The 14073-nt window shown below is 33.0% G+C and carries 14 protein-coding genes and 1 tRNA gene; 6 read left to right on the top strand and 9 right to left on the bottom strand.

Annotated features, from left to right (window positions below):
• Window positions 1-210: 210 nt before the first annotated feature.
• The 4 genes from cotE to MKY60_RS07895 all read right to left on the bottom strand — a co-directional run bounded on the left by cotE (window position 211) and on the right by MKY60_RS07895 (window position 3869).
• Window positions 211-765 (bottom strand): outer spore coat protein CotE, encoded by a 555-nt coding sequence (cotE, locus tag MKY60_RS07910; protein ID WP_340929433.1) that lies wholly within the window; start codon window positions 763-765, stop codon window positions 211-213.
• 118 nt (window positions 766-883) lie between these two features.
• Window positions 884-1405, bottom strand: a complete 522-nt coding sequence (locus tag MKY60_RS07905; protein ID WP_340929431.1) for a nucleotidyltransferase family protein — start codon at window positions 1403-1405, stop codon at window positions 884-886.
• Window positions 1406-1459: 54 nt separating this feature from the next.
• A complete protein-coding gene (locus MKY60_RS07900) occupies window positions 1460-3082 on the bottom strand; it encodes a hypothetical protein (RefSeq protein ID WP_340929430.1) in 1623 nt (540 codons plus the stop codon).
• A complete protein-coding gene (locus MKY60_RS07895) occupies window positions 3075-3869 on the bottom strand; it encodes an ABC transporter ATP-binding protein (protein WP_340929428.1) in 795 nt (264 codons plus the stop codon). Before MKY60_RS07895 ends, MKY60_RS07900 begins: the two co-directional genes overlap by 8 nt.
• Window positions 3870-4062: 193 nt before the next feature.
• Here MKY60_RS07895 and MKY60_RS07890 point away from each other — a divergent pair, with 193 nt between their 5' ends.
• Entirely contained in the window at window positions 4063-5262 is a 1200-nt protein-coding gene (locus tag MKY60_RS07890) for a CynX/NimT family MFS transporter (protein WP_340929426.1), read from the top strand.
• 40 nt (window positions 5263-5302) lie between these two features.
• On the opposite strand, the gene MKY60_RS07885 is transcribed toward MKY60_RS07890, so the two are convergent.
• Window positions 5303-6358, bottom strand: a complete 1056-nt coding sequence (locus MKY60_RS07885; RefSeq protein ID WP_340929424.1) for a nitric oxide synthase oxygenase — start codon at window positions 6356-6358, stop codon at window positions 5303-5305.
• 346 nt (window positions 6359-6704) lie between these two features.
• On the opposite strand from MKY60_RS07885, the gene MKY60_RS07880 reads away from it, so the two are divergent.
• Together MKY60_RS07880 and MKY60_RS07875 are read left to right on the top strand one after the other, a co-directional pair.
• Window positions 6705-6968 carry an excalibur calcium-binding domain-containing protein gene (locus tag MKY60_RS07880; protein WP_090561940.1) on the top strand — a complete coding sequence of 88 codons (264 nt, stop codon included), beginning with the start codon at window positions 6705-6707 and terminating at the stop codon, window positions 6966-6968.
• Between the two features lie 272 nt (window positions 6969-7240).
• Window positions 7241-7313: transfer RNA gene (locus MKY60_RS07875), tRNA-Val, on the top strand.
• 127 nt (window positions 7314-7440) lie between these two features.
• On the opposite strand, the gene MKY60_RS07870 is transcribed toward MKY60_RS07875, so the two are convergent.
• The 4 genes from MKY60_RS07870 to MKY60_RS07855 all read right to left on the bottom strand — a co-directional run bounded on the left by MKY60_RS07870 (window position 7441) and on the right by MKY60_RS07855 (window position 9808).
• Complete coding sequence (locus MKY60_RS07870) at window positions 7441-8574, bottom strand: site-specific integrase (RefSeq protein WP_340929422.1); 1134 nt, start codon at window positions 8572-8574, stop codon at window positions 7441-7443.
• 103 nt (window positions 8575-8677) lie between these two features.
• Window positions 8678-8863 carry a helix-turn-helix domain-containing protein gene (locus MKY60_RS07865; RefSeq protein WP_340929419.1) on the bottom strand — a complete coding sequence of 62 codons (186 nt, stop codon included), beginning with the start codon at window positions 8861-8863 and terminating at the stop codon, window positions 8678-8680.
• A gap of 4 nt (window positions 8864-8867) precedes the next feature.
• Window positions 8868-8996 carry a hypothetical protein gene (locus tag MKY60_RS07860; RefSeq protein ID WP_340929417.1) on the bottom strand — a complete coding sequence of 43 codons (129 nt, stop codon included), beginning with the start codon at window positions 8994-8996 and terminating at the stop codon, window positions 8868-8870.
• 170 nt (window positions 8997-9166) lie between these two features.
• On the bottom strand, window positions 9167-9808 hold the full coding sequence (locus MKY60_RS07855; RefSeq protein WP_340929415.1) for a hypothetical protein: 642 nt from the start codon (window positions 9806-9808) through the stop codon (window positions 9167-9169).
• A 657-nt stretch (window positions 9809-10465) separates the two neighbouring features.
• Between MKY60_RS07855 and MKY60_RS07850 the strand changes: the two genes are divergently transcribed.
• Genes MKY60_RS07850 through MKY60_RS07840 form a run of 3 tightly spaced genes read left to right on the top strand, consistent with a single transcriptional unit; the run spans window position 10466 to window position 14019 of the window.
• The gene (locus MKY60_RS07850) at window positions 10466-11923 is read left to right on the top strand and encodes a tyrosine-type recombinase/integrase (RefSeq protein ID WP_340929413.1); all 1458 of its coding nucleotides are present in this window, start codon (window positions 10466-10468) and stop codon (window positions 11921-11923) included.
• A gap of 12 nt (window positions 11924-11935) precedes the next feature.
• Window positions 11936-13060 (top strand): tyrosine-type recombinase/integrase, encoded by a 1125-nt coding sequence (locus tag MKY60_RS07845; RefSeq protein ID WP_340929412.1) that lies wholly within the window; start codon window positions 11936-11938, stop codon window positions 13058-13060.
• Entirely contained in the window at window positions 13057-14019 is a 963-nt protein-coding gene (locus MKY60_RS07840) for a tyrosine-type recombinase/integrase (RefSeq protein WP_340929410.1), read from the top strand. Before MKY60_RS07845 ends, MKY60_RS07840 begins: the two co-directional genes overlap by 4 nt.
• Window positions 14020-14073 lie beyond the last annotated feature (54 nt).

Here is a 14073-nt window from a genome sequence, read left to right as displayed (position 1 = left end):
CCTATTCAGGGTTCATAATTAGGTTACTTTTTAATCGGATTATCATGAGAGATATTCAGTCAGTTATATAATTGAAACAATTGAATAAAACAATAAAAAATAAATTTCACGTAAATATTCATTTTCTTGATCAAAAAATTGACTCAATAAAAAAAGTCACTTCCCAATTTTTTAGGCAATAAAAAAAAGCCGGAAGAAATAGCCGGCTTGTTAAAGGGACGAAGAATCTTCTGCTTCTTTGGAGGAACCGGTGGGTCCTGTAGAACTGGATGACGAACTAGAAGAGCTTTCTTCCCCATATGCCCATTCTTCTTCAAATTCCGCTTCATGAACTTGAATGCATATAGTTGTTTCTCCTACAACCTCAACAAGTATTTCTCTTTCTACAGTTACCTGGAACTGTGTTCCTCCTGAAATAATAATTGCCTCTGTACAATTTGGTTGCTGTAACACACGTACATGTACTTCTTCCCCAGTAGAGTCTTTATCGCGATAATGTAGCTTAATACGATCTTTGTAATTTATCGTTTCTGTGAACACAGAAGTTTTGGAATGGTCATGATGTGCATACCAAACGTTTATATCAAATTTCCCAGTTACCTCAACGTATCTTCCATGTTTTTTAGACGAACATGTGTGATTAATAACCCAACATCCTAAAATACTCGACGGTGTATTTGGTGGACGAAGCACTTCACAGGATTCTGTTCTCTTTTTACCTTTAGCAACAACAGCTTTCGTCACAATATGGCGCATGTGTTTCATTTTTTTCCTCCTTGTAATCAAGTCATAACATCATATGCGCCCATCGCCCAATCGGTTCATCAAGTTTCAAATGTTATGTAGAATTAAAGAAGGAAAACAAAAACTAACGTACTTTTTGTCACATTTTGCTGTTACTTATACTTATATTTGGCCAAATAGAATGCCAGTTTTTTCTATGGATACGTTGCTCGTAAATTTCTAAAAGTTCTTTATTTGTTGCAAAACGAGGAACGGGTTTCACTGTCATCTGCAGGATATCCACTATTCCATGTGGAGCCACAACTACTATTTCATTCTGATCATTTAATTTCACTCCTATTGCTGTCACTGTTTCCGGAAAATTGGATATTCCTTCTTCCGAAGATTTATAAGGCGGCAGGTTATTTATCCTATGCATTCTAGCCTGATTTTTCACAGACCATGGAATATTTGGTCTCAACTTCTGTAGCTGATCCTCCCATTTTTTCTCCTCTGACTCTTCCGTATTATGAGGATTAAAATAAATAACATCGATATCCGCTAATGGAGTTTTTTCGTTATATCCATGTAAAGTATCCCAAATCTTCGAGCGTACAAACCCTGCGCATATCCACCAGTCTGGCAGCTCCAATTGCTGAGCTACTTTTAATATATCCATCATCCATTTATCTTCTATTATTAAATTCTCTATATCTTCTATTGTTTGAATAACAATTCATCCTTTCGAGAACATTAACTTCCACCCTATGAAAATACTTATTAACAGTATGAAGGCATATACCGGTAAACCATAAGGAATGATTAAAACCACAGCATGTAACGCCGCCATAAGTCCTACTATGAACATACTACCGAAAACTTTAAAAAAGGCATTAGTTTGTGTATGCTCATGCGAACTAGTGAAGGGAAACTTCCCCTTCTTAAAAATGCCATAAGATACTAATGTTAGTGCAATTGTGGCTAATAGGACAACGACTAAGTCCAGAATTATATTAAAGGAAAAAATCCATAAAAATATAACACTAAGCATAGTTAAAATAGGTATGAAATAATTCATTATGCTTGCCTTTAGAGTTGCACTATAAACAATTGATTTGTTTTTAATAGGAGCAGCGTAGAAGATCCATTGTCCTTTATAATTGCCAGAGTACTCGAGCATTTGCACAACGGATGGAATCATAATTAGCGCAAAATATATGACCATAAATGAATTTCCGCTTTTCATTTCCTCATAAGAACCAGTGCTTAATGTATTGAATAAAAAGATAAAAGGAAAAATAACCGCAAATCCTAATAGGGGAAAGATTTTTAGCTTTAATTCCCTTTCTTCTTTTAACATAAGAGATGCAAACTTATAAAAAGTACGCTCCTCTTTAGTTCTACATAAAATTTTTGCAAAAACTAATTGTAATTTACGATTTTTCTTTTTCCTTCTGTTTGTATCACTTTGTAATTTAGATAGGTTTCGTTCAAAGGTCGGCATTAGACGAATATACACCGCAATCGCAAGAAATGGAGTTAAAAGAGCGAGTAATGATAATACAATTATATGAAAAGAAAAATCTTTATTTAAGATTAATTCAAAAGGTGCTGCGAACCAAAAAGGAGGCAGTAACGTATGCCACCAAGCAAAGGTATACGAAATTTCAATATTAACTATTTGAAATACGCGCCCAACTAATTGATAACTTACCGCCATCCCAATTGCTAAGAAAATTTGTACATAGTTAATAATATCCTTTAACATTTCACCACTAAAAAAACGAAGAATGAACAAATAAACAAAAGCGGTCAACACCACAGCCAAACTACTTATCAATATTATTTCTATTAAAAATAAGAGTGCAAATATAATACCAAATTTAAATATACTTACAATAAGTGGAATAATTACAAACGCACCAGTTAAAAGAACCATATATATCATAATATGAGTAATCTTCGCTGCATTTAAAGTCTTTTCACTAACGGGTTTCGGGTGAAGTATATTTTTATCCCGTATATCAAGCAGAACAGCAGAAAAATCAGATACCATTGATGTCATTAAAATGACAAATAAGGAGCTAAACATAATAGTAAGAGAGAATAGAAACTCATTACCTAAAAATAGAAAAGGAACTAAAAAGAGAATTCCAAATAACGCGTACATCCATAAGGATTTTAGAAACTGGTTCCCTTCTTTTTTTACATTTGAACCACTAAAAATAGCCGGCATCCTTCTGCTATCCATCGTCAGCTTCAGTTGTAGAATCAAACGCATCACATCATAGTCTATATTCAACTTTTGAAAGACAGGTCTAAAACGATCTAGTATTCTAAGTGATGCAAAATCATTCATGGACGCTGCCTCCACGAACTAAATCTACAAACCTGCCTGCAATGTCCTCGTGCTCGGTAAAACCAGTCAACTGATTGAAGATGTCTTCTAACGACCCTTCCTGATTCTGCGATTTTAACTCTTCAAAAGTTCCATCCGCTACTACTTGACCATCTACTAATAATACAATTCGGTTACTGATTTTTTCTACAACATCCATAATATGGGAAGAATAAAAAATAGTCTTCCCTTGCTGTGCAAGCTTTGCAAGTATCTCTTTTATAACCATTACACTGTTCGCATCTAAACCACTAAGCGGTTCATCCAAAAACAATAAATCCGGGTCGTGTAACAAACTCGAAATGATTAATACTTTCTGCTTCATCCCTTTTGAAAAAGAGGAAATTCGTTGATGAAATACAGTTTCTAAACCAAATTCCTTCATTAAACCGAATGCCTTTTTCTCCGCTTCCTCACTACTTAATCCGTATAGTTCACCTGTGAAGGATAGATATTCGAATGCAGTAAGATTTTCATAAAGCTCAGCCGTCTCTGGCACATAGCCAATTCTCTTTTTATAGGAATAATCACTTTTGAGAATATTTTCTCCAAAAATTTCTATAAATCCAGTATAGCCATCTAAAAGGCCAAGCATCATCTTTACAGTTGTACTTTTTCCTGCTCCGTTTGGTCCGATATAGCCAATAATTTGACCTTCAAATACATCTAGATTGACACCTTTTAACACTTGTTTATTTCCAAAACCTTTAGATACTCCCACCAATGATAATACTTTCTTAGCAGTCAATTGAATCCCCCTATTAATATATCAATTTCGAATTGTAAATATTTACATATCTATTTTATCATAACAATTCTCTTAATATTCCATTATTTTCTTTTATAGAAATATCTTTCTAATATATCTATTGAACTTCAAGGACAAAGGGTGTAGCATTTTCTAATATCGAAATACATAATCTCGTAAGGAGAGAATTCATTTGTTAACGAATCAAGAAACAAATAAAAAGACAATTGCATTATTAATAATTGGAATTATTTTCATTTCAACGACACTACGAGCACCACTTACTGCCGTAGGTCCAATTATTTCGTACATACGAGATGGATTAGCCATATCGAATGTATTAGCTGGGTTTATCACAACGATTCCACTTCTGGCGTTTGCGATCATATCCCCTTTTGCCCCAAAGATTGCACGACGCTTTGGGATGGAAATGACACTCTTTCTGGCAATTCTATTATTGGCAATCGGAATAATTATTCGCTCGCTCGGAACACCATTCTTCTTACTATTAGGCACTGCTTTAATAGGAATTGCGATTGCTTTTGGTAATGTACTAATCCCAAGTTTTATAAAGCTTAAATTTCCTTTACAACTTGGTCTAATGACTGGAGTGTTTACCGTGTCCATGAACTTATCTGCAGGTATTGGGGCAGGTATCAGCTATCCAATAGCAGATGGGACTTCATATGGTTGGCAAGGTGCACTTGGTTTTTGGTCGGTTCTTGCGATAGTCGCGTGTATCATATGGTTACCACAAATCAAGCAAAAACAAATAGTTGTCGTAAGCCCTACAACTAATGTGGTAAAAGCTAAGTCTATTTTAAAATCACCTTTAACCTGGACCATAACCTTATGTATGGGTCTACAATCACTTATTTTTTATACAACTGCAGCATGGATTCCTGAAATATTACAAACCAAGGGAATGGATGCTGAAAGTTCTGGATGGATGCTTTCCTTTATGCAATTTGCGCAGCTTCCAATGACTTTCCTTATTCCAATTCTCGCAGGTCGACTTAAGGATCAGCGAACACTTGTTGCATTATTTACGGTTTTCTATTTAATAGGTTTCACTGGTTTATTGTTTGGAGATATTTCACTTTCTTTACTTTGGATGATTACACTTGGCTTAGGTGGGGGGGCATCGTTCGGTCTCGTAATGATGTTCTTTTCCCTTCGTTCTCGCACACCCATGGAAGCAGCTGATTTATCGGGTGTTGCTCAGTCAATTGGATATTTACTCGCAGCAGTTGGACCGGTGTTCTTTGGATTTATCCATGATGAAACAGGAAGTTGGTATACACCAATGATTTTATTCATTGTAACCGTCGTTTTCCTCTTCTTAGCTGGAATGCATGCTGGTAGAGATCGATATGTCTCGGAGGAAGTCTAACAAGAATTGAAAAAAAGAAGCATGAGATCATGCTTCTTTTTTAATACGGTGATGGTTGATAGGAATAATTTGGCGTTACTTTTTCATTATTATAGTGCTTATGGAAGATATGAGTGGTAGCAGGGGACATTGGAGGAATTAGCCATGTCCAGTTGCCTGTTACGTCACGATCTGCATCCTTCTCAATTTCTTCGAATTTTTTAAATTGCTGTGCTGCAGTATGATGATCTACAATACTGACACCGTCTTTTTTGAAGGAATACAATACCGCTACATTTAGTTCCAATAGCGCACGGTCTTTCCATAGAGAAGCATTGGATTTCGTATTTAATCCCATATGTCTTGCAACTGAAGGTAACATATTGTAGCGATAATCGTCGGCCAGATTCCGTGCACCAATTTCAGTTCCCATATACCATCCATTAAAAGGAGCAGCAGCGTAAGTAATACCTCCCATTTCTAACTTCATACTTGAAATCATCGGAACTGCATACCATTTTAGTTGTAAATCCTCAAACCAGTCATATTCAGGATGACGAATGGGCACTTCTAAAATATACTGCTCCGGAATATCAAATAATTTCGGAGGGTGATCTTTTATCTGAATGACAAGTGGTAGCACATCAAAATTGGTTCTCTTCCCTTCCCATCCAAGCTCCTCACATTTTTTCGTAAAATCAATAGAATCAGAATCTCCTATTATCCAATCTTCCGTTTCATAGCCAGCATATCTAATTAGCTGATGATTCCAAACTCGTACATCTTTTGGTGAAAATATTGTAATGGTAGGTCTGATCCGACCTTCATTTGTCGCAAACTGCATATGCTCTATTAGTGCTTCAAATACAGCGTCTTCGGTATGTAAATCCCGTTTATCAAAAACAGTAAGGCTCTGCCAAAATAGTCGTCCTATGCACTTATTGCTATTGCGCCACGCTACCTTGGCCCCAAATTCTAACTCTTCGGTAGTATGTTCATAGGTACCTTCTATTTTTATCTGATTTTCTACTTCTCTCAATCGCGTATGCATGTCTAATTCTTTTTTACCAGTTTCATCATAAAAAAGACGAATAAAATTCTGTGCTTCCAATAACATGATTGTAGCACCTCCCTTATATCTCCATCTTAGTAGAATGATGCCTCTGCAAACAAGTACCAGAGATGAAAAAGATGTGAGGAATTTATGACAGTAAAAGCACTTGTATTAATCCTTTTTGGTATATACGTATTTATCTTATATATGTTAAAATATAATTAACATGGGATATTATGGTTCGTCTACTTCGGGTTTTGAAAATCTGCTTAAAGTTAAAGGACCCTTTTAGATTGAAAGAACGAGATATAGTTATCTATGTCTCTTTTTTATCAAATGGATATAGTAGTTTTTACACGTACCTTTAGACATAGTTATTTACTTATTAAAAAATTTAGGAGGAGTTACAATGAAACGAATTTCAGTAATTTTACTTTCAGCAACATTAGTTTTTGGAGTTTCTACAATTTCACCAACAGAGACAGATGCTGCAGCCAAAAAATTTAACAATTGCACAGAGTTAAACAAAACCTATAAAGGGGGAGTAGCCAAAGCTGCAAATATTAAAAATAAAGGTGGAAAAACTAAATTCACTCCTTTTGTATCAAAAGAAATTTATGATGCTAACATAAAAAGCGATCGTGATAAAGATGGCATTGCTTGTGAAAGATAACTATAAACTAATAGTTTGAGAATAGTTTTATGAGATAGAATATTATTCTCTTGTTTTACATTGACTCGATTCCTTTTTTTACTTTTTAATATAACTATAAAATAACCTTGAAAGGTGTTAGCTTTTCAAGGTATTATTTTTTATTTTGTTTCAGGATTCCTCTTTTAATAAAGTGATTTTATGTATGAATATATCTATAAAAGTATTCCTTTTAGATATATACTAGCTCCCTACTTTATAGTATATTTATATACAGAAACATTGAGGAAATCGGTCTTGTAGCTCAGTTGGGAGAGCACCACCTCGACAAGGTGGGGGTCGCAAGTTCGAGACTTGTCGAGACCATCCTTTTCACCAGCCTGTAAACGTTGATGTATCAATGTTTACAGGCTTTTTATTTTAATGAAATTTCCTAACATATACTTTGTAATCTAGGGTATGTCCGCAATTTGTCCGCAGGATTTTTACTGTATTAGTTAGCGTGACTTTGCATGGTCTGATGAAAAGTATCTGCAATATCACAATCTGTATTCGGTAATAAATGCGCATAGAATTCTAAGGTTATTTTGGGATTTGCATGGCCCAACCGTTTAGAAATTTTAACGATATCTACGCCTGCCGAGATAAGTATGGATGCATGTGTGTGTCGAATATCATGGAACCGAATATTTGGCACTTTGGCGGTCTTTAAAATACGTTTCATTACTCGAACAATATTGCGCGGATCTTGAAGGCTTCCTGTATTTGTACAAATGACCAGCTCTTGGTCCTCAAATACAGATCCCACTAACTCCTTCCATTCTTCTATTCGTTTTTTTTGCAAAACTAATTCATTGAGAACGAATTCAGGAATAGGGATTTGTCGCTTGGAATTTTTCGTTTTCAATGATGTGAAAATATACCCCTTTTTAGGGACATGCGCTAACGATCTTTTCACATGAATTACTTTTTGTTCCAAGTCTATATCACTCCACTGTAACCCTAAGATTTCTCCTCTTCGCATACCCGTATAGATGGCTAGTAAAAAAGTTAAATAATGCCGCTCTCCCTTGCAGTTGCTAAGAAACTCTTGTATATCTTTAAGTGACCAAATAGACATTTCCTCGTACTTCACTGATGGCGGATCTGCATCGCCAACTGGATTGAACATTATTTTCTTCCATTTAACAGCTTGGCTGAATGCCTGATTTAATAGTTGATGCATCTTGCGGATGTAACTGGTACTATAATTTTCTTTTAATTTTTGGTTATAGAATAAATCAATATCCGACGTAGTAACTTTAGCTATTTCTTTATTTGCAAACGCATTTTCTTGTAGGAGGTGTTTCTCTATAATATACCTACTGTTCGTCGCGGATGTTTGTTTAATCCTGTTTCTGTAATGGTTATCGAACCAATTTAATATATAATCTGAGAAGATTTCTTTGCTAGGAACTATATATCTTTTTTCATCTAACAATAATTCAATCTTCCGCGCAGCTGCCTCGGCATCCTTCTTTTTAATAAACCCGCCTTTACTTATTTGCTTCCGTTTTCCAGTTAGCGGGTCATGTCCAATGTCAATAGCATACGAATAAGTTTTACCTCTTTTTCTGATGTGCGCCATTTATTACATACCTCCAAATTTATTTTTGCACAACAAAAAGTAAACAAGTGGTCTAATACACAGTCTAACCACTCGCTTAAACTTTTATAATTGCCGCGAGTTACTAGTGATTACTTAACCATAAAAAGAACTCATCTCTTAACACTCTTTTACACCTTCCTATTTTTATTAGTGGAAAGTCATGTCTATTCATGAGTTCATAAGCAGTTGGTTTGGAAATTTTTAAAATTTCACTGATTTCAATGGCAGTTAAGATAATAGGATACGAGTCGATTTCAGATTCCTTCATATAATTATTCACTCGCCACTTTGTCTTTTTTTAACATTTTGAGCCATTGATTTTTGGTTACCATTTTTCTCTTTTGAATATATTTTGTCTTCATAAACCTCATTCTTACTTTTTCTAGATTCTTTTTAACCAAAATAAACCCTCCTAAGATTTTACTCTTAAGAGGGTTTCTAAATAAATTTTTTATTTACATGTAACCCATATATGGGTCACGATTAATAATTACCTTTAACTAAATGCATCACTTGATGATTTTACTTATTCGACTACATCATAGGAAGTTTTAAAAATTTCACTTTTACTCTACGGAAGAAGGAGATTTTTCCATAAAAATCGTTTGTGCAAGTATTCGATTCTTGGTTTAAAAGAATCATCTAATGGAATTACAATATAAAGCTTATTATTTTCTCTTAAAAAAGCTTTCCGAATGTATATTTCACATTTCACTTTTAAAGTGTTTTCTAAGCTTAATAATCCTAGATAATCAATACTAGCTTCATTTTCTAGATGTATCTCTACTGTAAAAAACTTCTCTCTAATATCAACCCTTGCATTTAGATACAACTTTTCATAGTTGAAAAAGTCATTCTTAACCTTTACACCGTAAATTTTTCTACTAATATCTTGAGTGTTCTTCACTTGAGTTAATGTATCATTAATAAGCTCTGAAATAGGTTTTGATTCCATTGTTGTTCTGTCGTATTCAACAAATGAATTAATCATATTATATGTGGCATTTGTATCTGCAAGATATCGATGTGGTAGATCTAATACAATTGACAAATTATAAATCAACTCAGGAGTAAAATTCCGTTGCTTATAAATATTTCTATCAATATCCCTAACATTGTTCTGTTTAATAAGTTCACCAATCGTATTCTTTGAAGATTTGGTAACTCTACCTATCTCATCATTTGTTAAATCAAATAGCATCTTCATCGCCATAATTCTAATACTTACTGATACCTTCGCCAAATACAAATTAAATAATGCTGGCTTATTATTAACAATTAGTTTTAATTCACTCAATTTCTCCGTTCGATGAATATTTCTTTTTTTTAGATATTCATCTAAATTTATTTCATCTTTAATAAATTGGATAATTAATTCTAAATTATATTCATCGTTAGATTTTAACGACTTTAAGTTTTTAGTATCGATAAATCATCACCTGAATTAAATACTAAAACCTTGAATTACCAAAATGTTCCCTGACCCATATATGGGCCAAGCTAATAGGCGTTTTAAGTTAAACAAATACTCTATAAAGTAGCATGCAACAGTTTAGTCTCGAACCTACAGCTGCTTCGATAAATAAATTAAATTTTCTCATTGAACCTATCCTCAGCAATTATGAGGAGCTCCAATTCAATATCCTGTTTTATGATTAGTACTCATATCCTTGAAAGCATTTAACAGAACGGAGCATAGAATTACTATTTGAACAGTTTCTATAAAAACTTGTACTAAATTTAGCAATAAGTTTCATAAGCCCCACCCCCTTTCAAAATTATGATTAAGAATCTGAGTACACGATTTAAATGTAATTAATTTCCACTTAATTAAGAATCCACAATAAACCACTAAAGGAGTGTAACAAGAATGGAAAAGAACGACGATCTCTTTATTACTGACCAAGCATTCATTAATTTCCTACTCCATGATAATTCGGGGAATATGACAAATGTTTCATGGAATGCTTCTTCCATGACAAATCTGTCACACACCTGTTTAAATTCCCTTTCGAATGTTCACAATGATATTAAGACATATTCAAACGAAAGTATGGTGATATTATTGAACAACCTCTACCAAATAAAGATGGAAGAACAACAAATATACAAAGGTCCCCTAGGTATCAATTCATTGTTACTCGAATCCATTCAGGCAAATAAGTTACTAAAATTTATGCAATCAAAAAGTAATCCTAAATCATTTTTCTTGCATTACAAGATTATTGAAGAGTTTCTTTTTTATTGTTCAATCCAACTAAATAAACCCCCATCAAATATCAATGATTTAGATTTATACAATGAAAAGCTTTTCCTTAAATTTGCTGCTGAAAAAAAAATAACAACTAAAGAGCATTTTAAAAGGATATACACATTATATTTTCAAAATGGTGATTATTTAAATGCTTTAGATAAAGGCAAACAGATTGAAGAATTTAAACACCCTTTGATAGAACGTCACTTGGAAGAATTAAAAAGAAAATGTACTAACAGTTCTTTTCTTAGACGAAAGTTACATTATAGAAAATTTTTCAACTGGTTAACCACTGTTTTTAATGAATTTCAGAATTACTCGATAAATACGGTACCTCTTTATCTAGTTACCAAAAATCAGTTGGAAGAATATAAAGTTGTCCTTATGAATCAGTTTAAGAAAGGAATTTATAAAAAACATACCATTAGTGATGCATTTTATAATATCCGTTCTTTATTTGCTTCTTTATATCAAATGGGCATAATACCAAATGATATATCAATAAATGTAATTGGTATCAAATTTGAAAAATATAAATATCGTGACATCCCTACAAACCTGGAATTATCTAAATTTTTTAACGCAGTTATGTGTTATGCACCAGATCCTTTAAAATTTTGTACAGCTTACAGATTGATGCTCTATTTAGGGTTAAGACAAAGCGAAGTTGCTAATTTAGAAGCTACTAATATTAACTTTGGTACCAATACAATCTCCGTGAAGGGAAAAGGCGGTAAATATGATATCCTTCCCCTACCTAAGCTATTAGTAGACGATTTATATTCATTAGTTAATCTAAATGAGAATTATGTCTTTAGCAATAAGCCAAATATATTTAAAAATGAATTGTATACCTATTATAAATTAATAAGCTTTATTTTAAATTGGGATTACCCAGGTGGAGTTCATATATTCCGACATACCTTTATTACAAGACTCTCGGAACTACCAAATCTACCACCTCAAGTCATACAATATTTAAGCCGTCATAGTCGCCCAGATACAACAAGTCTTTATATCCATCGAAATGAGAAATTTTTAGATAACGCAATTAATAAAATTGATTACTTTTAAAGGAGTTTTAATATGCCCATACAAAAATCAGGTGGCTCTCCACTAGATAAGGTAAGAACAGAACTACAAGTCATTTTAAATAACTATGGTCCTGGATTACTCGAACAAGTAGTTAATGAGATAGGACTGACTAAAGTAGAAACAAATATAATTAAAAATCAAGATGTTACTTTAAACGAAGCCATAGAATATTACTTGTGTAGTTCATTTTTTCTCGGTTTAAGCGACTCTTCAAAAAAGACATATACATCAGAATTAAATCAATTTAAATCATTCTTAATTAAGGAATATGGAGAAAATACGAAACTCCAAGAAGCAGCGGAGCCAATGATATTAGTGAAATATTTGCTTCCTTATAAATATTCCAACACCAAAGCTAAGAAGAGTGCTTTCCTTCGTTCTTTTTTTAGATGTGTTTTAAAGGAATATCTGGATAAAGATATATCAGGTATAAAAGATGTCTTAAAATTAAAATGGTCAAATGATAATTTACCAAAGGCCCTCACAAAAGTACAACTAGCAGAAATAATTTGTTTGTCACAAATGTTTAGTAATGAGCTCCGTAATTATACAATCCTTTGGGTCTTTTTAGGTTCAGGTATCCGCTTAAATGAGTTGCTTAATTTAAAAATCTCAGATATTGAAGCAGATAATAAAACAATCAAAGTAATACCTAAAAAATACGAAGAGAGTAAAAAGCCCAGAAAAATCAGTCAAGTCGCTCTACTTATACTTTTAGACTTTATTAAATTCAAATACGATTATCACAAAAGAAGCCTAACCGATACAGAATTTAATAATCTATATGTTTTTTCAACCGATAACGGACGGACTGCTATCAATAGAAGAACTGTTCAGCATATGATGAAAAAATTAATTAATGAAGCAACTACAATACCAGAATCAGAAAAAAATCGTTACAGTGTCCATACACTTAGGCATTGTTTTGCTGTATATGGACTAGAAGCTGGAATTGATATATACACTTTATCTAAATTATTAGGCCATGAATCCATAAATTCAACAACTGTTTACTTAAAATTATTTGATGATCAGCTGGAAAAGGCAATTGAAAAGCATCCACTTGCCCAAAATGAAAAAATAAATATACAAAAAAGGGTAAGTGATGAGTTATGAACAAAATTTTATTGGATTCTGATTATTATAAAACTTGGAAAACTTATACTAATTTAAAACCTAAATCAATTAAGACATATACAGTCGCTCTTAAGAAATTTGAGAAATACTTAGCTCATTGTGGTTACGAGGGCCATTTAAATTTTGATAATTTTTACTACTATAAAGGTTCTAATGAATATGCTCCTATCGACAAAGAATTTATCGATGAATATATAGATTATTTACGTTATGAAAAAAATGCTACCAAGCACATTCTGTATGATAATATCGTTTACTTGAAAAATTTCTTTGGATTTTTAAAAAGTGTGAATATGATTAAGTCAAACCCTATGGCACATTATAAAAATAATCATTATGAACGAAAGTTGATTGATCGATCTATATCTTTAAGGGAATGCAGAAAACTTTTGAAAGCTGCATTAACTAATGATCCTTTTTTTAGACAAGACTATACTTTATTCCTTCTAATGATGACAACAGGACTACGAAATGCAGAGGTTAGAAACTTAACTCTAGAACAAATTTCTTTTGAAAGGAGTGTCATTATAGTTGATAAAGGGCAAAAAAATTCAGCCAACATAGTCTATATGCCTACATCACTTAAAAATGAATTAAAACGTTACCTCTCACATCCACTGTATAAAGAATGGGAAAAAAACGGTAACCAACTTGTCTTTTTCAAAAATTCAAAAATGTTAAGTTTCGAAAAAATAAATAAACTAATTAAAAGCATTTCAAAAACAGCTGGAATAAGTAAGAATGTTACTGCCCATACGTTTAGGCATACAACGGCTTACCTTATGCAATTAGGCAACATTGACATTTCTATAATTCAAAAGCAGCTAAGGCACGCTTCGAGTTCTACAACAATTAGATACCTACCGCCAATAGACAAACATAACGCAGCAATAGACGCTAATGCCCAGAGTATTGAGGATGACAATAATTTGGAATAGTTATAATGATTATTTGGAGTTAGAAGACACACTTAAATAAAACCAAATTAATTT

The sequence above is a fragment of the Psychrobacillus sp. FSL K6-1415 genome (assembly GCF_038003185.1).
Taxonomy (GTDB): domain Bacteria; phylum Bacillota; class Bacilli; order Bacillales_A; family Planococcaceae; genus Psychrobacillus; species Psychrobacillus psychrodurans.
This window is presented reverse-complemented; position numbering and strand designations above follow the sequence as displayed.

Coding starts and splice junctions, on each gene's coding strand:
- MKY60_RS07905 (WP_340929431.1), bottom strand. CDS start 1,405: ATGATGGATATATTAAAAGTAGCTCAGCAATTGGAGCTGCCAGACTGG.
- MKY60_RS07870 (WP_340929422.1), bottom strand. CDS start 8,574: ATGGCGCACATCAGAAAAAGAGGTAAAACTTATTCGTATGCTATTGAC.
- MKY60_RS07865 (WP_340929419.1), bottom strand. CDS start 8,863: ATGAAGGAATCTGAAATCGACTCGTATCCTATTATCTTAACTGCCATT.
- MKY60_RS07845 (WP_340929412.1), top strand. CDS start 11,936: ATGCCCATACAAAAATCAGGTGGCTCTCCACTAGATAAGGTAAGAACA.
- MKY60_RS07880 (WP_090561940.1), top strand. CDS start 6,705: ATGAAACGAATTTCAGTAATTTTACTTTCAGCAACATTAGTTTTTGGA.
- MKY60_RS07900 (WP_340929430.1), bottom strand. CDS start 3,082: ATGAATGATTTTGCATCACTTAGAATACTAGATCGTTTTAGACCTGTC.
- cotE (WP_340929433.1), bottom strand. CDS start 765: ATGAAACACATGCGCCATATTGTGACGAAAGCTGTTGTTGCTAAAGGT.
- MKY60_RS07855 (WP_340929415.1), bottom strand. CDS start 9,808: ATGGCGATGAAGATGCTATTTGATTTAACAAATGATGAGATAGGTAGA.
- MKY60_RS07885 (WP_340929424.1), bottom strand. CDS start 6,358: ATGTTATTGGAAGCACAGAATTTTATTCGTCTTTTTTATGATGAAACT.
- MKY60_RS07840 (WP_340929410.1), top strand. CDS start 13,057: ATGAACAAAATTTTATTGGATTCTGATTATTATAAAACTTGGAAAACT.
- MKY60_RS07850 (WP_340929413.1), top strand. CDS start 10,466: ATGGAAAAGAACGACGATCTCTTTATTACTGACCAAGCATTCATTAAT.